Source organism: Colwellia sp. 12G3 (assembly GCF_002836775.1).
GTDB lineage: Bacteria > Pseudomonadota > Gammaproteobacteria > Enterobacterales > Alteromonadaceae > Colwellia.
Genome location: NZ_PJAQ01000054.1, coordinates 34,100 through 51,567, shown reverse-complemented (window position 1 = coordinate 51,567; position 17,468 = coordinate 34,100). Strand labels below are relative to the sequence as shown.

The 17,468-nt window shown below is 37.2% G+C and carries 15 protein-coding genes and 1 tRNA gene; 1 reads left to right on the top strand and 15 read right to left on the bottom strand.

Translation table 11 applies throughout. The features are described 5' to 3' along the window. Positions 1-28: 28 nt before the first annotated feature. From prsK to CXF71_RS12155, 3 genes are all read right to left on the bottom strand, one after another. Positions 29-2,059, bottom strand: coding sequence for an XrtA/PEP-CTERM system histidine kinase PrsK (prsK, locus tag CXF71_RS12165; protein ID WP_101233222.1), 2,031 nt, complete (start codon positions 2,057-2,059; stop codon positions 29-31). A 171-nt stretch (positions 2,060-2,230) separates the two neighbouring features. Further along, entirely contained in the window at positions 2,231-5,305 is a 3,075-nt protein-coding gene (locus CXF71_RS12160) for an efflux RND transporter permease subunit (protein ID WP_101233221.1), read from the bottom strand. Positions 5,306-5,318: 13 nt separating this feature from the next. Continuing rightward, positions 5,319-6,353: an efflux RND transporter periplasmic adaptor subunit gene (locus tag CXF71_RS12155; protein ID WP_101233220.1), complete on the bottom strand. Its 1,035-nt coding sequence runs from the start codon at positions 6,351-6,353 to the stop codon at positions 5,319-5,321. 228 nt (positions 6,354-6,581) lie between these two features. On the opposite strand from CXF71_RS12155, the gene CXF71_RS12150 reads away from it, so the two are divergent. Further along, positions 6,582-6,658, top strand: a tRNA-Arg gene (locus tag CXF71_RS12150). 9 nt (positions 6,659-6,667) lie between these two features. Here CXF71_RS12150 and CXF71_RS12145 read toward each other — a convergent pair. From CXF71_RS12145 to rpmH, 12 genes are all read right to left on the bottom strand, one after another. Then, entirely contained in the window at positions 6,668-6,847 is a 180-nt protein-coding gene (locus tag CXF71_RS12145; protein WP_198559879.1) for a hypothetical protein, read from the bottom strand. 256 nt (positions 6,848-7,103) lie between these two features. Further along, on the bottom strand, positions 7,104-7,289 hold the full coding sequence (locus CXF71_RS12140; RefSeq protein ID WP_101233218.1) for a hypothetical protein: 186 nt from the start codon (positions 7,287-7,289) through the stop codon (positions 7,104-7,106). Positions 7,290-7,441: 152 nt separating this feature from the next. Continuing rightward, positions 7,442-8,344, bottom strand: a complete 903-nt coding sequence (locus tag CXF71_RS12135; RefSeq protein ID WP_101233217.1) for a ParB/RepB/Spo0J family partition protein — start codon at positions 8,342-8,344, stop codon at positions 7,442-7,444. A 14-nt stretch (positions 8,345-8,358) separates the two neighbouring features. Then, positions 8,359-9,165 (bottom strand): ParA family protein, encoded by an 807-nt coding sequence (locus tag CXF71_RS12130; protein WP_101233216.1) that lies wholly within the window; start codon positions 9,163-9,165, stop codon positions 8,359-8,361. A 25-nt stretch (positions 9,166-9,190) separates the two neighbouring features. Further along, on the bottom strand, positions 9,191-9,820 hold the full coding sequence (gene rsmG / locus CXF71_RS12125; protein WP_101233377.1) for a 16S rRNA (guanine(527)-N(7))-methyltransferase RsmG: 630 nt from the start codon (positions 9,818-9,820) through the stop codon (positions 9,191-9,193). A gap of 72 nt (positions 9,821-9,892) precedes the next feature. Beyond that, the gene (gene mnmG / locus CXF71_RS12120; protein ID WP_101233215.1) at positions 9,893-11,782 is read right to left on the bottom strand and encodes a tRNA uridine-5-carboxymethylaminomethyl(34) synthesis enzyme MnmG; all 1,890 of its coding nucleotides are present in this window, start codon (positions 11,780-11,782) and stop codon (positions 9,893-9,895) included. A gap of 458 nt (positions 11,783-12,240) precedes the next feature. Next, the gene (locus CXF71_RS12115) at positions 12,241-12,738 is read right to left on the bottom strand and encodes a flavodoxin domain-containing protein (protein ID WP_101233214.1); all 498 of its coding nucleotides are present in this window, start codon (positions 12,736-12,738) and stop codon (positions 12,241-12,243) included. A gap of 526 nt (positions 12,739-13,264) precedes the next feature. Beyond that, positions 13,265-14,680 (bottom strand): tRNA uridine-5-carboxymethylaminomethyl(34) synthesis GTPase MnmE, encoded by a 1,416-nt coding sequence (gene mnmE, locus CXF71_RS12110; protein WP_101233213.1) that lies wholly within the window; start codon positions 14,678-14,680, stop codon positions 13,265-13,267. Between the two features lie 155 nt (positions 14,681-14,835). Next, a complete protein-coding gene (gene yidC / locus CXF71_RS12105; RefSeq protein ID WP_101233212.1) occupies positions 14,836-16,467 on the bottom strand; it encodes a membrane protein insertase YidC in 1,632 nt (543 codons plus the stop codon). Positions 16,468-16,590: 123 nt separating this feature from the next. Continuing rightward, on the bottom strand, positions 16,591-16,839 hold the full coding sequence (yidD, locus tag CXF71_RS12100) for a membrane protein insertion efficiency factor YidD (RefSeq protein ID WP_101233211.1): 249 nt from the start codon (positions 16,837-16,839) through the stop codon (positions 16,591-16,593). Beyond that, complete coding sequence (gene rnpA, locus CXF71_RS12095) at positions 16,806-17,192, bottom strand: ribonuclease P protein component (protein ID WP_101233210.1); 387 nt, start codon at positions 17,190-17,192, stop codon at positions 16,806-16,808. The genes yidD and rnpA overlap by 34 nt, the downstream gene beginning before the upstream one ends. Positions 17,193-17,235: 43 nt before the next feature. Further along, the gene (gene rpmH, locus CXF71_RS12090; RefSeq protein WP_011045771.1) at positions 17,236-17,370 is read right to left on the bottom strand and encodes a 50S ribosomal protein L34; all 135 of its coding nucleotides are present in this window, start codon (positions 17,368-17,370) and stop codon (positions 17,236-17,238) included. Positions 17,371-17,468 lie beyond the last annotated feature (98 nt).

Below are 17,468 nucleotides of genomic sequence, written 5' to 3'. Positions count from 1 at the left end.
TATCCTTTGTTTTATTTTTAACTACTATTTAATTATCTTTACACGGTATGACGATTTTAAAATGACTACCCTCATTTTCACTGCTCGTTACCTGCATAGTCCCTTCTATGCCCTCAATGAACTGTTTTGCTTCGTAAACACCGATACCCATACCAGCATTACCCTTAGTAGTATCAAAGGGCTTAAATAAGCGATTAGCAATAAAATCTGCTGACATGCCACAACCATTATCAACAATAGAGATATGTAGTTTATGATCTCTCATTTCAGCAATTATCTTAACCCAGCCATTATCATTTGTCGCTTCTTGTGCATTTTGTAGTAAATGATTTAACACTGAAGATAATGTTTCTTCATCTATAAATATGAGACTCTCAAGGGATAGTTGAGCACTAACTTGTGGCATTTGTATGTTGCGTTGCTGAACAATGCCCATGATTAATGCCTTTACGTCAGTGCTTTTTTTACTCGACTCGGCCATTTGTTTATTACGTAACTGCGTAAGTACTTTATCAAGTCGCCCTGTTGCCGCCTCTATAGTTTCGAAAACGTCATCAACAAAATCAGGGTTATCTCTATGGCGTTTTGCATTACTACTAATTAATGACAGTTGTGCTTGAATATTTTTTAAGTCATGAACTAAAAAGGCTGACATGCGGTTAAAAGCATCAAATTGCTTAGATTCAGCTAAACTCTCATTGGCTTCATTCAGTGATAAATAATTACTCAATTGCTTGGAAATAGAAAAAAGTAAATCCCTATCTTCCCAGTTGAGTAATCCTTGCTCTGCCGGCATGGCTAATAGAAAAAATCCGTAGACAGTTTTATTCATGAAAATAGGAATGATTATATCAATATTATTTTGCCCACATACCGAAGCATCTAAAGATAAACCAGGGTAACTATCTTCTACTTGAGCTAACTCTCTAATATCAATAATCCAACCATGTTGCTGACAAAACTCATCAACAGAGCCTAAAAATTTCAAGTCACTTTGTGCGAGGTTTAAGTTTTCTTGGTAAATAGATTGATACTGGCCCGACGGCATTTTTTTAATTAATGCCCCTTTAACAATATTCAACGATGAACAAATTATATGCGTTGCGGTATGGTAATAATTATCATTTTTACCAATTTCGAGTTGTTCTATTGATTTAAACCATTCAACACGATAATCATATTTATTAGCAAAAAAGTGCTTAGTAATAAATACTTTAACTTCTCTACGTAACCGCTCCGTTATTAATAAGGCCGCTAAAACACTGCCACCTAAAATAATAAATGCAACACTTATAATATTGCCCCAAGCACCACCAAAATAGTTAATCACATAACCGGCTATCGCCAATAAAAGTAGATACAAACCAGAAATGAGTAACATTGAGCTATAAAAGACCATTTCACGGGAAACAAAAACATCCACAGACCAGTCTTTAATACGTCGAGTACTGACCAATATTAATGGCATACCTATGGCAGCAATAAAACCACGCGCATACCAGTACGAAAAATCTAATTGGTTAACCATGGCCGCCTGAGCAAAAAGTACAAAATCAAAAACAGTAGCCATGCCCAACGCGATAACTAAGGACCAAATGGCCCATTTAACTTTAACATCGGCATTTCGATATAATTGCTCGAGTAAGACCAATAGCCATAAGTTAAGTAACAAAAATAATGAAAATAAGAATTTCACACTCTCTGGCATAAAGAGCGCAGCCCCCCAACAAAGCACAGATAATCCACTCCAAACTTGCAGGTATTGCTTAACCTTGGGATGGGAAATTAGCGCTTTAAGTGAGGTGATATTGGCTTGTGTACAGATGATAAGTAGCGACCAAACAGCTAATTTAAAGGTTTCTATTGCCATAACGATAAGCAATGAAAATCCTTGTTTTGGCTGTAGTGCAGCACTAAGAGAGGAAGAAAAAACCAGCAATGATGCTAACAGTACTAAAGCACCGGCGAGAGTTTTATTACGTGCTGCTAAAAGTAATAAAATAAAAACTGCATAAGCACAGGCTGCTAAAAAATAACCTGAGGTGCCAATTACTTCCATTTACTTAAATCCTAAAATATTTATATCTGTTGCATCAATTAGTCACTTTAAATTATTAGTGAAAAAATTAATAACTTGCCATATTGATATGTTGGCCGAAATTAAAATTATTATATATTAATTCATCATGATGTCTTGGTTTTATTGGCTTAACTTAAGGGGGATAACGACTTAGCTAGCGATATTTCCATTAGCTTTACCAGTAAAGAGTTCCGTTAAAATTGGCACCAACAAAAAGCTTGAAAGCGCAGAAACACATAAACCAGAAATAAGTACCACACCAAGAGGTTGCCATAAACTGCCGCCGAACAAGGTCAATGGAATTAAGCCACCTATCGTGGTTAAGGTTGTTAAGAGTATTGGCGTAAAACGAACAGCACTCGCTTTTAGTACTGCCGAGCGTTTATCTAAACCTAACCGCAAATTAACGTTGGTACTATCAATCAAAATAATGGCATTGTTAACAACAATACCAAATAAGCTGATCAAGCCAACAAAAGCCATCATAGAAAAAGATAAACCGGTTAAATACAAGCCTATGATAGATCCTGCCATGGCAAAAGGAATGGAACTAAAAATAATCAGGGGCTGCAAAATTGATTTGAACTGCAGCACCAATACAGCAAATATTCCTATCGCCGTAATAAGCATAACTTGTGTTAGGCCAGCAAAAGTCTTCTGTCGAGATTCTTCTTCTCCACCCAATGTAAAATGCATACCTTCAGGTAAATCATACTGTTCAAGGTAATTCACCAACTGTTTAGTGATTTCGCCAACTGAATAGCCCGTTTTGACATCGGCAGATACTTTAGCCATGCGTAGCTTTTGGTAATGAAAAAAGTCACTGCCGCCCTTTTGTAGTTCCATGGTAGCGAGTTGTTCAAGGGGAATTGAAACACCTTGATTATTGCTAAGTTCAATTGCTGACAAACTATCAATGCTGGGATTTTTTTGGCGAATAATAATAGGGTAATCTTCGCCGTTAATATCATTAAATTGGCCAATAGTAGTACCAGATAAAATAGTACTAATGGTTTTATCTAATCGCTCAACACTCACACCACTCAATGCTGCCTGCTGGTAATTAATCGTTAGCGCCAACTCAGTATTTGCCATGCCAATGGGGTTATCGATATTTACAACACCGGGTAACTGTCGTACTTTAGCCGCAAGGTCATTAGCCACTTTTTCTAAATCACTTAGTGATTCACTTAATAGCCTAATGGCAATAACCTGATCGGTCACCGGACCCTGAGTAAATTCTTTAACGGTTATTTCCGCCTGCTGCCATTGACTAAAATCATCACGTAATTTTGCTACTAAAGCGGATACTTCATCAGACTGATATTCTCTTAATACCAGTAATGCTTGACCAAAACGGATAATGCCGCGCTTTGGGACTTCGTTATAATAAATACGTGGGTTTGAATTGCCAACATTAAGCGCTACCTTATCAACTAAAGCATACTGCTTAACATGCTGACGTACTTGCTGAAGAACTTTATCTGTATAGTCTAACGATGAGTTCGCTGGTGTCGTGACATTAATGAGTAACATAGGTTTTTCTGCTTTAGGAAATAAACTCACGCCTACTTGCCCAAACAAAGAAAACATAGCAACTAACATCAGTAAACTAACGACAATAACGCTTACTTTATAACGCATTAACATCTTTAAAGTATTGCTATAACGCTTTTCAGCAAATTTGTTGGCGTAATGCTGAAGGGTATAACTTTTAGCCGCTTTAGCTGAACTGCCTTTATCAATAACAACAAATAACTTACTTGCTAAAAGTGGCGTTAACGTTAACGCCACTAATAATGAAGCTAGTAATACTAAAACTACGGTTACGGGCATTGAGCGAATAAAGTCACCGGTATCACTTTGAATCATCAGCATAGGTAAAAAGGCTAACATGGTGGTAATAGTACCACTGGCAATGGCCCAAGCGACTTTACTGGTACCACTTGCTGCCGCATCGTTTATATCTTTACCAATTTTCTTTTCTCTATGAATACTCTCGGTCACCACAATGGCGTTATCAACTAATAGACCTAATGCGATAATCAAACCAACGATCGACATTTGCTGTAAACCATAACCACTAAAATCAAGCCAACCTATTGCCATTAAAAATGAAATAGGAATAGCAAGGATCACGACTAATGCTTCTCTGATCCCTAAAAAAAACAAGGCCATCAAACCAACAATGACTAGGCCTTGTGTTAAGTTATCAAAAAATCCATTAACACGGACATTAACACTGTCAGCTTGTTGAAATAACTTATCCAGTTTGATGTTACTAGGCAAAGTCTGTTTAAATTGCTCAATTTCTTGGTTTATTTGCTCAGTTAAGACAAATATATTGGTTTTTTCACGCTGTTCTACCGTAATAAATATTGCAGGTATATCATCAAAGTATGCTAAATAACTCGGCTCTGCATCGGTAAAACTGACCTTAGCGACATCTTTTACTTTCAAGATGCCATTGGCGCTCACTATATTGCTATCACTAATAATGGTGTTTTGTATTTCAGTTAACTGAGTAAAGTTGCCACTGGCTTTAACATTAAAGCGCCGTGTGCTGGCATCAACAAAACCAGGGGTTACATTCAATGCTCGTCCTTGAAGAACTTGAGTTATATCAGTCAGTGCTAGGCCATAGTGTTTTAATAACGGTAGATTAATATCTATTGCCACAATTTGTCGCGGATATCCCCATATACTGGCCTTGCGCACACTAGCTATCGTTTCTAGTCTTTTTTCAAGTAACTTGGCATGTAATTCCATAGTTTTGTAGTCTGTCGGTTCAGACCACAAAGCCAACTGCATTATGGCAACACTACTCGGGGTTGCTTTTAATACCAGCAACTCAGCAACGCCAGCAGGTAAACTAGGTCTTACGGTTGATACCGCCTGCTTTACTTTATTAAACGCAGCTTCCGCATCGGTACCATAAAGAAAATCTATGGTAATTCTAACCGCGCCATTATGGATTTTTGCCTCTATCTTTTTAATATTTTCGATATCAGCAATTTCTTGTTCAAGCGGATCAACCACTAAGGTTTCAATATCACTGGGTGAGGCACCAGGGTAAACCACCTCAATTAAGGTGACCGGCAAGTCAAACTGAGGATCTTCTGAGCGAGGCATATTTAAATAAGACACAACACCAATCAAAACCAATAATAAAAAAATAGTTAAGGTGAATTGCGCATTATCTATCGCTAATCTAGGGAGTTTCACCTGCTATTTCCCTTTACTGAGCTTCATCTAATTGCTTATTATCTAACGCAAGATGTTGCCAACCTCTGGTGACAATAGTTAAGGGTAGGGCACTTGGCTGCGCAGATAAATAGATATATTCATTTGAAAGTCGCTTAATCATAAAAGCTTGCTGGTGATAACTTTCAGCCTTGGTTGTGTCAGAATCCACTACCATAATTAAAGCTCTACCTTGATTATCAACACTATTGAGCGCCTCAAGCGGTAATCGATAGGCAAACGTATTGGTAATAACATCCGTTAATACATGCGCTAACTGCCCAACAACAACTTGATTTACCTTCAAATTTTCTAATAATATTTCAATAGTGAATAAATGACTTTGTTGATCAGCAATAGCTGGGATTTTACTCACTGAGCCAGTGATTAGCCCAAATGACGTTAAATGAATGTCTATTTTTTGATTTAATTCAACTAAATTCAATTCAGCTGACGTTAAGGCGACACGAACCACTAAATTGTTTTCTATAGCCGCTATTTTTAAGGCATGTTGATTAGGGTTTTGCAATTCACCTAACTCGGTAAATCGAGTTAATACTACACCATCAAAGGGTGCTATCAGCTGAGATTTTGAAAGGTTATATTCTGCTATTTTATGACTAGCACGTGTTGTTTCAACCAAGGTTTTTGCATCATCTAATGCTTGTTGTGAACTTAGCTTTTTAGTAAGAAGTGTCTTAATACGCCTAATTTCACGTTTTGCTTGTAATAAACGTGCATAGCTAGCATTTTTTTCGGCGGTAAGCTCTTCGATGTCAAGTTGTGCAAGTAACTGATCTTTAGTAAAACTATCACCTTCATCAATATTAAGTTTATCGAGATAACCATTACTTTTGAAGGACAAATTTAGTGTTCGTTTAAACGTTAATTTACCCGTACGGCTAATTTGTTGAACCATGGGTTCAGCTTTAATAGTTTTAGTTTCAAGTTGTTGCGCATAAATGGGGATAACTAAAGACACACTAACAATGAACAAACTTGCAAGTAACCCGAGAATACGTGGTTTCATTTTGATAATACAACCTAAAATTTGATAGGGTATTCATAACTTTAGGCATTTTTGCCACTAAAGTACATAAATATTGAAAATATGGCGAAGATAAGATTAAAGCGGCAGGTACACCTATAAACTCCTGAGATATTTTCATAACTTAACTAGACAAGTATATTGATAAATTATAGTATCTGCCGCGTATCCATTGAGGTTATATTATTAACAATATTTAGCATCAATAAACCACCCGTAGCTCAGCTGGATAGAGCGCGCCCCTCCGGAGGGCGAGGTCACAGGTTCGACTCCTGTCGGGTGGACCATCAATAAGTCTAAGAGACTAACTTCCGGTAATCATCATTTTCTTGTACATACCTTTTTGCTTGCTCAATAGAGCCGAAATAATAGGTGAGTAATTTTCTGCGTTTTTCACGTATGGTGATGGGGATTTCGAGTTGTTGAACAACTTCAAGCCACGTTTTTACTAGTGTAAGGGGAGGGAGTTCTTGCATAATTTCATCCTTGAAAATAATAACTATTAACACTTTACGTTAAATAATTACTCAAATCAAAAACTAAAAATAATACCTTAAACTGGCATAAAGACTCAATGGATAGGCTCCGAACTCAGATCCAAAAACATATTCAGCATCAGCACCATTTCTTTGGTATTGCATCGTGTCACCATGACTTATATACAGTCCAAAATCAGAATATAAATTATCACTCCAACTAGTTTCACTATTGATAGTCAAAAATACTGAACTATCACTTATACAATAAAGCACTAGCACTCACATAAGCTAATGAGGAGGCTATATAAGTAAAAGCTGGATAATTATAATGTTCACCATATAAATACACGCCAGATTTATAATAGGGCGCTTGAGTGGCAAATTCAGTGTAATCATCAACTTTATTACTACCCGTACCATGATAGTGATACTCGATCACAACAATTACCTCGTTTAATTTTAACTTTGTAGTGCTAAATAGGTATAAAATTGCATTATTCTCTAAATACCATTTACAACAATTAATACTTGAAAATGCAAAAAACCAGCACTAAGCTGGTTTTTATTTTGGGTATTATAGACAGAAAGTTATTAGTTAATTTTAGCTAATATCTCTTCAAGTTTTGCTAAGTTATCGTATGAGATAACAAGCTTACCTTTGCCTTTTTTATTATGGATAATAGCAACCTTAGCACCAATTTTATCAGCTAAACCTTGCTCTAGTTCTATAGTTTCAATAGCTTTTTCGACTTGTTCTTTATCAGCAACAGGATTTTGAATATTTTTAATTAACGCCTCAGTATCTCTTACCGTTAACTCTTTAGAGGCGACAGTTTGTGCGGCTGAGGTTTGTATATCACCTTCTAATGCTAATAAAGCACGAGCATGGCCCATTTCTATATCACCATTTTCTAACAAGGTTTTTACTTCTTCGTTTAAGTTATTTAAACGTAATAAGTTAGTCACCGTAGTACGAGATTTACCTACAGCTGTAGCTACTTCTTGATGCGTTAAATCAAATTCTGTTAATAAGCGCTCTAACGCAACCGCTTCTTCCATCGCATTAAGATCTTCGCGTTGAATATTCTCAATTAACGCAATCGCTACTGCTGACTCATCAGGTACGTTTTTAACTAAACAAGGAACAATATCTAGCTGTGCTAATTTAGCAGCACGCCATCGACGTTCACCGGCAATAATTTCATACTGATCACCTTCAACTAAACGAACTACAATTGGTTGAATGATACCTTGTGATTGAATAGATAAAGACAACTCTTCAAGACCTGCATCTGACATACCGCGGCGAGGTTGATATTTACCCGGTATAAGCTTTGCAATTGGCAGCTTTAATAGTTCATTTTCTGTCGCTTTTACACTATTGCTTGCTTCAGTCGTATTCGCTTGGGTTTCAGCACCAGAAATCGCTGGTGATAATAAGGCATCAAGACCACGACCTAAGCGACTAGCGCCTTTACGTTTTGCTGTACTCATAATTTTCCTTTGCGCTAGCTGGCAACATTGGCCGTAGCTTGCTTGGCTTTTTTAGCCGAATCATTTTTACGTAATACTTCACCAGCAAGCGCTAAGTAAGCTTTAGCACCTGTTGAAGATTTATCGTAATACATCGCTGGCGTACCAAAACTTGGCGCTTCAGCTAAACGAACATTTCGAGGGATTACACTGCGATAAACTTTATCACCAAAATGTCGTTTTAATTGCTCAGATACATCATTAGCTAAGCGATTTCGAGGATCATACATAGTACGAAGTATGCCTTCAATATGTAATTTATCATTCACCACTGACGTTAACTTAGTAATTGTATCCATTAACGCTGTTAAGCCTTCCAATGCATAGTATTCACATTGCATTGGCACTAGAACGGAATCAGCTGCAGTCATTGCGTTAACGGTAAGCATATTCAACGATGGTGGACAATCAATGATGATGAAGTCATAAAAGTCTTTTACCGGCGCTAAAGCGTTTTTTAAACGCTGTTCACGCGCATATACTTCCATTAGCTTGATTTCTGCTGCTGTTACATCGGTGTTGGCAGAAATTAAATGATAAAGACCTGATGTTTCTTTGATGACAACATCTTCAACACTTTGCTCTTCAACTAATAATTCATAACAGGTCGCATGAACTTGGTATTTATCAACACCACTAGCCATTGTTGCATTGCCTTGTGGATCTAAATCAACTAATAAAACTTTGCGTTTTGTCGCCGCCAACGAGGCAGCTAAATTAACCGCGGTAGTGGTTTTACCCACGCCACCTTTTTGGTTTGCAATTGCTATTATTTTTCCCACAAGCGCCTCTATATTTATTGTATTTCTAGTGCAACTTCTTCAGCACTATAACATGGCGTTCACCAACCAGTTCAGGCACGATAATCTCGTGACTATCAACTAAAGTAATATTTTCAGGTAATTGTGAGATTTCGTCCTGAGGATATCGCCCTTTAAGTGCAAAAAATCGTCCTTGATCAGTGGTAATTAAATGCTGACAGCAGCTTACCATATCATTAAGGGAAGAGAAGGCACGACTTAATACGCCATCAAAAGGTTGCTCACCTTGGTAATCTTCAACTCTCGCTTTCACTGGTGTGACATTAGCAAGTTTTAATTGAAAGATAACTTGTCTAAGAAAAGTGATGCGTTTACCTAAACTGTCTAATAAAACAAAATTTCTTTCCGGATACAAAATAGCTAATGGTATGCCGGGTAAACCAGGACCAGTACCTACATCTATAAAGTTTTCACCAATAAGTACTTCACCCACCATTAAACTATCCATAATATGTTTAATTAGCATTTCACTAGGATCGCGAACAGAAGTCAGGTTGTAAGCTTTATTCCATTTATTGAGTAACTCAACGTATTGAATAAGTAAATCTATTTGCTCTTGAGATACGACAAGCTCAGTTTTACTAATCAGTGTCGATAATTGCTGTGTTAATGTCATTATTTTTAGACGAGCCTCACTACTTAACATTAAATTGAGAGTTAATTAGCAGCCCGCCCCTAGCTATTGCTTCTACGCTAATTTGCGTAAAAGACCGTGTTTTTTTAAGTAGACTAATAATAACGAAATTGCCGCTGGAGTAATACCAGAAATTCGAGAAGCTTTACCAATAGTTTCTGGACGAGCATCTTTTAATTTAGCAACAACTTCATTAGAAAGACCTGAAATTTGCTGATAATCAAAATCTGTCGGTATGAAAGTATCTTCATTGCGCTTTCTCTTGGCTATTTCATCAAGTTGTCTGTCGATATAACCTGCATATTTAGTTTGAATCTCAATTTGTTCAGAAGCTTGCTTATCTGCTATTGCTGGCCCTAAGCCCTCAATTTTCATTAAATCAACATAGTTTACTTCTGGACGACGAATTAAGTCTTCCAAGCTTGCCTCTTTGCTCATAGGCGTTTTAAGCAAAGCATTTATTTGATCTATTTTTGTGTGATCCTTTTGTACCCAAGTAGATTGTAAGCGTTGACGTTCAAGCTCAACGTTTTCCATCTTCTCATTAAATCGTTGCCAGCGAGCATCATCAACTAAACCAACTTTACGACCTTGCTCAGTTAAGCGTATATCAGCGTTATCTTCACGAAGTAATAAGCGGTATTCTGCACGTGAAGTAAACATACGGTAAGGTTCTTTAGTGCCGAGTGTTGCTAAATCATCTATTAACACACCCATGTAAGCCTGATCGCGACCGAGAATAAACTCATCACGCTCTTTAACTCTGTTAGCAGCATTAGTTCCAGCGATAAGCCCTTGAGCACCAGCTTCTTCATAACCGGTAGTACCATTAATTTGACCAGCAAAATATAAGTTCTGAACAAATTTACTTTCTAAACTTTGTTTTAAATCACGAGGATCGAAATAGTCATATTCAATGGCATAACCTGGACGGGTAATAAAAGCGTTTTCAAAGCCTTTAATTGAACGTACTAAGTTCATTTGTACATCAAAAGGTAAACTCGTTGAAATACCATTTGGGTATACTTCATGAGTCGTTAAGCCTTCAGGTTCAACAAATATTTGATGTGATGTTTTATCTGCAAAGCGGGTGATCTTATCTTCAATTGATGGACAGTATCTAGGGCCAACACCTTCAATTACGCCAGTATACATTGGAGATCGATCTAAACCATCACGAATATGCTGGTGAGTTTGTTCGTTAGTATGCGTGATAAAACAAGATATTTGTTCAGGATGATCCGCTTGGGATCCCATGAAAGAAAACACAGGACGAGGAGTATCACCCGCTTGCTCTTCCATAACAGAAAAATCTAATGATCTTGCATCAAGCCTTGGTGGAGTACCTGTTTTTAAACGATCCATTCTAAACGGCATATCTCGCATTTTTGCTGCTAGATTTATACTCGCTGGATCGCCTGCTCGTCCACCTTGATAATTATTTAAACCAATGTGAATCAGTCCTGAAAGGAAAGTACCAACCGTAAGCACGACTGTTTTACCTTTAAATTTAAGACCCATTTGCGTCGACACACCAACTACGCGATCGTTTTCAAGGATCAAGTCATCACATGGTTGTTGAAAAATAGTTAGATTTTCTTGGTTTTCCAGTACGTTACGAACATAGTTTCGATACAAAACGCGATCAGCTTGAGCACGAGTAGCTCTAACTGCTGGGCCTTTGCTTGAATTTAATGTTCTAAATTGAATCGCACTATGATCAATGGCCGTTGCCATCAAACCACCGAGTGCATCAATTTCTTTAACGAGATGACCTTTGCCGATACCGCCAATGGCAGGATTACAAGACATTTGGCCTAGCGTGTCAATGTTATGAGTTAACAACAACGTTTTGCAGCCCATACGCGCAGCAGCAAGTGAGGCCTCGGTTCCCGCATGACCACCACCAACAACAATTACGTCATAAGACTCTTGATACCACATAAAATAACAATCCTGCTTGGTTAAAATTAGTTAAAGTTTTTATTTAAAGTTAATTGCAAAATTTGCAAGACTCAAAAATTAGGGAACGTATTTTACCGCTTTTTTCTCTTCAGGGATACGATCAAATTCGTAAAAATGATCGGGGCTGATCCTTAATATATAAAAAGAGATCTTTAGATAGATCTTGTTATTATTACTTATTATGATCGTTATTTTCTGTGGGTAAGTACTTTTTTATTATATTTATTAGTAACTAACGGCAATGATAACATTGTGATCAACCGTTGATCAACCAGCGAATAAGCTTTGATCAAAATGGCTAGTTATCCACAAGACGTTTAAAAAGTATTTTAATCCACTGAATAATAATAGAAAATTAACGGGTTATTCAGTGTTTTATCCACAAAGGTAAAAATATACATCAATAACTGTGTATAACTTATGGGTAAGTGATCACCTTAGATCGAAAGTAGATCTATATTTGTTCGGATCCACTGCTGAACAAGATCTTCTGGATCAATATCTTCTGACATATCAAAGGTTTTAATTGTTGATAATTCTTTGCAACCCATTGAAATTAAAAGTTTTGATATATCTACCGCTGCTTTGCAGAAAGTATCATAGCTAGAATCTCCGATCCCTATGGTTAAAAAACTAACCGTGGATAGATCTTGTTCACAATGAGTTAGATCACTAACAAATTGCTTGATGTTGTCAGGGTAGTCACCAGCACCATGTGTTGAGGTACATAGGATCCAAATTGGCTTTTTGACTAAATCACTGTCGATATTTTGTTCGTTATTCGTAGGGAAAGTGTTGTTGATGACGTTATTAAGATCCGGTTTTAAGTGGATATCCACCTTATAATTAAGCTCAATTAGGGTTTCTTCACAGGCTTCTGCAACATATTCGGTGCCGCCAAGCATGCTGCCAACAATGATTTGAATTGCGCTCATAGAGGGTCTCTTTTTAATTAAATATGGGGAATTAAGAACTGTTATTGTATTACTTAAGCCTAGTTTTGATAAAGAAATAGTTAAAATAGTTTACTTTGAATAGTTAGTTTATTGTTGTCATTTTAAATAGTGTTAGCTGTAATTACTTTCCAATAGGCACATTATTAAGTAGGAATTTACTGTGAAAATGCTTATTTATCGCTTATTACACTATCTATATAGGCTGATCAAAGTAGCATTTATCATACAAAGTTAAGTAAATATTATCTCGCGATAGATGTGGGTCATTTTTAGCTTGGTCATGAAAGAGCAAAAGCAGATATTTATAAATAAGATAATGCGGGATATATGATAGGTGTTATGACTAATTTACTCGATAAATAATAGGTCAATAACACCAAAGTTTAGAGCTATTAGACGTTATTATGTGAGCAATAAAAGGCTATATATCAACAGTTCAGTCTGTTAGAAGGAACTGCACTTTATTAGATGATAAGTGCAGTAATTAAGTCACTTGTATTGGTAATTATTTACCAATACAGAACGAGCTAAAGATCTTACCTAAAAGATCATCACTGGTAAATTCTCCCGTGATTTGATCTAATTCTTGCTGACAAATACGCAGTTCTTCTGCCAATATTTCCCCCGCAACGTAACACTCAAGTTGTTCTAAGCCGACAAGTAAATGCTGGTGAGTATTCTCTAGCGCCACTAAGTGACGTCTTCTAGCCATAAAGCCACCCTCAGTACTACCTTGGTAACCCATAATCGTTTTTAAGTGCTCTTTAAGGTTATTAACGCCTTTTCCTGTCTTTGCTGACAAGGTGATAATAGCGTGTTGTGTGCCATCAGTATCAGTAAACTCGGTAAAGCCTGTTTTGGCGTCATTTACATCAGCTTTATTTCTAATAAGCGTCAAACCAATATTTTCTGGTAGTTTGGCAAAAAACTCCGGGTAGTAAGCTTTGATGTCTTGTTCATCTTCTAAGATACTGTGATCTTCACTGGCATCAACCATTAATAACACGCGGTCGGCTTTATTAATTTCTTGCCAAGCACGTTCAATACCAATCTTCTCAACTACATCATCACTGTCTCGTAATCCTGCAGTATCAATAATATGTAATGGCATGCCATCGATATGAATTTGTTCGGCGAGCACATCACGGGTGGTACCGGCAATATCGGTAACTATAGCGGTTTGTTTGCCACTCAATGCATTTAATAAGCTTGATTTACCCGCATTAGGGCGGCCTGCAATCACTACGCGCATTCCCTCACGAATAATGCTGCCTTGTTGGGCTTGTTTACGAACATCTTCTACTTTGTTAATAATACTTTTTAAGTCATTAACTATTTTTTTATCAGCCAGAAAATCAATTTCTTCTTCTGGAAAATCAATGGCAGCTTCTACATACATGCGTAAGTGAATAATACTTTCGACCATTTCATTGACGAGTTTTGAGAAGTCGCCTTGTAAAGAGTGCAGGGCAGAGCGCGCCGCTTGTTCTGAACTTGAGTTAATTAAATCAGCAATCGCTTCTGCTTGGGTTAAATCGAGTTTGTCATTTAAAAAGGCTTGCTCACTAAACTCTCCAGGCTTAGCCATAATGACTTTGGGTAACGCAAGTATTGATTTAAGCAACATATCTAAAATAACGGGCCCACCGTGGCCCTGAAACTCAATGACATCTTCGCCAGTAAATGAGTTAGGTGCTTTGAAGTAGAGCGCGATACCTTGATCTAATACCTGTGCTTTATCAGTCGATGTGCTATCTAAAAAGGGTAGATATTCAGCTTTTCTTACTTCGGGTAGTTTACCTAAAATAGCGAGAGCAACATTTTTGGCTTCTGGGCCTGATACTCTAATAATACCGACGCCACCACGCCCTGGTGCTGTGGCTTGTGCGGCGATTGTCGTTTTTTGAGAAATTGAAGTCATGGCTAGGTAATTACGTTGAAATCTGAATGACGATTATTTTACTTTATTTCCGAGTTAAATGCCTAAAAGTTAACTCTCTATTAATAAAAAAGGCGATTACTGTTTTAGCAGTAATCGCCTTTTTATATGTTTTTAAATATTACACTTTGCAGAGTTTACGCTGCTTTTTCTTCTTTTTTCTTAGCGATGCCAGCAAAGATAACTTTCATTTGTGCAATTGAAATTAAGTTACTTACTAACCAGTAAAGTACTAAACCCGATGGGAACCAAGCCATGAATATTGAGAATACTACTGGCATGTATTGCATAATTTTTTGCTGCATAGGATCTTGTATTGTCATAGGCTGCATTTTTTGCATAACATACATACTTGCACCCATAAGCACAGGTAATACAAAGAACGGGTCCATAGCTGATAAATCTTGAATCCAGAATACGAATGGTGCGTGACGTAATTCAACACTTTCCAAGAATACCCAGTAAAGCGCTAAGAAAATAGGCATCTGAAGTATTAGTGGTAAACAACCGCCTGCTGGGTTTACCTTTTCTTTACGATACATTTCCATAGTGGCTTGTGACATTTTTTGTCTGTCATCGCCAAAGCGTTCTTTTAGTTGTGCCATTTTAGGTGCTAAGTCACGCATTTTAGCCATTGAGGTATATTGCGCTTTAGTTAATGGATACATACCACCTTTAACAATTAAGGTGATACAGATAATTGCAAGACCCCAGTTAATAACAAAACTTTGGATAGTTAGTAACAGCCAAAATAGTGGTTTACTAATCATCCATAAGAAACCGTAATCAATAGTTAAACCTAAACCGTCAGAAATTTCATCTAGTGCATACTGATCTTTAGGACCTACATAGAATATTGCAGACGTTGAACCTTGCTGACCTGCATCAATGATAACTGCTGGAGCTTTAAAGCCAATAACCGCTTCAAAATTATTACTATATGTTGTATAAAGTTGGTTACTATCTTCAGCTTTTGGAACCCAAGCAGAAACGAAATAATGTTCAAGCATTGCTACCCAACCACCAGCAGTCACCTTAGTTAAGTTTGCTTCTTGAATATCGTCAAAATCATATTTTTCGTAACGATCTTCTGTTGTTGAGTAAGCTGAACCGCGGTAGGTTGGTAACATGCCACCACCTGATTCTACAACAGTCGATTGTTTAAGCTGACCATACATTTGTACAGAAACACTGTTAGCTGTGTTGTTGTCTATTAAGTATTCAACATCAACGCTGTAGCTATTTTTATTAAAGGTAAAACGTTTAGTTACTGTCATACCGCTAGCATCATGAAAAACCAAATCAATACTTAAATTGTCATTAGTTAATTCATAGTTGCTTTTCGTGCTGGTATAAATTGGGCGACCTTTGATTATACGGTCAATACCGTTAGCGCCGGTTAAACCACTTTGAGCAATATATTTTTGATTACCATTTTGTAAAAGAGTAAAAGGAATACCATTACCTTGCTCGGTATCGAATTTACGTAATTTAACTTCAACTATGTCACCACCTTGACTATTAATTTTCAAGATAAATGTATCAGTGGTAACTGTGATTAATTTGGCAGAAGTCTCGTTTGATTTTACCGAACTTACTTGAGCATCTGATGATTCAGGCACGAAGTCTGAGTTGGCATTTTCAGCTGACTGGTTTTGAGTAATACTTGTTTGTTCAGGAAGTACGGCATTTTGTTGTTGCCATTGACTAAACAGTAAGTAGGTAACAACCATGAGCGCAATAAAAAGTAGACTGCGTTGGGATTCCATAAAATTTACTTCTCTTCTTTGTTGGCAAAGGAATATTATCCCGTGCATAATTTAAATTTGATAAGTGCGTGGCATACTAATATAGGTTAGCTTGATAACCTACTATCTTTTAGTCTAGGTAGGCTATTTAACCTTTTTTATAGGAGGCACTGGATCTTCGCCGCCATCATTGAGTGGATGACATCTTAATATACGTTTACTTGCCAACCAACCACCTTTTATTACACCAAAACGGATAATTGCTTCGGTTGCATAAGTAGAACAGCTTGGAGTAAATCTACAATTAGAACCTAGTAACGGACTAATAAAGCGTTGATAGCCTTTTATACCCGTTATTACTAGTTTTTGTGGCGCTGAATTATTTTTCGCCATATATTTTCTAATTCCTGATTTATCGTCTTATTATCAAGTTGATCAATACCGGACTTTACCATAACGACTATATCGATAGCAGGTAAATTATCTTGGTTTAAGCGGAAGCTTTCTCTGACTTGCCTTTTTACACGATTACGTTGTACAGCAAGTTTTACTCGCTTTTTAGCAATAGCTAAGCCTAAACGGTTTTTGGCAACAGAATTATGTTTATCAGAGACGAGAGTATGAGGTTTTTGTGTTACTAATAAAGTAAAGTGGCGAGAGCCAAAGCGGATAGGTTTAGAAAAAACCGCTTGAAAATGACCGGGAGTCAACAAACGTGACTCCCGATTAAATTTGTAAGTAGCCATAGTCAGGCTACCTTATATCAAACATTGTAAACAAGGTTCGATACTATGCGCTAAGACGTGCACGGCCTTTCGCACGACGACGAGCTATTACAGCACGTCCGTTCTTAGTTGCCATACGAGCACGAAACCCGTGGTTACGCTTACGCTTTAATACGCTAGGTTGAAATGTTCTTTTCATTACGCTAATCCGTCGGTTGTTGTTGCCCTGGCAAAACAGCCTATTGAGCACACAGTCTAAAAAATGAGGCCGAATATTAAAGCTTACTGGGGAAATTG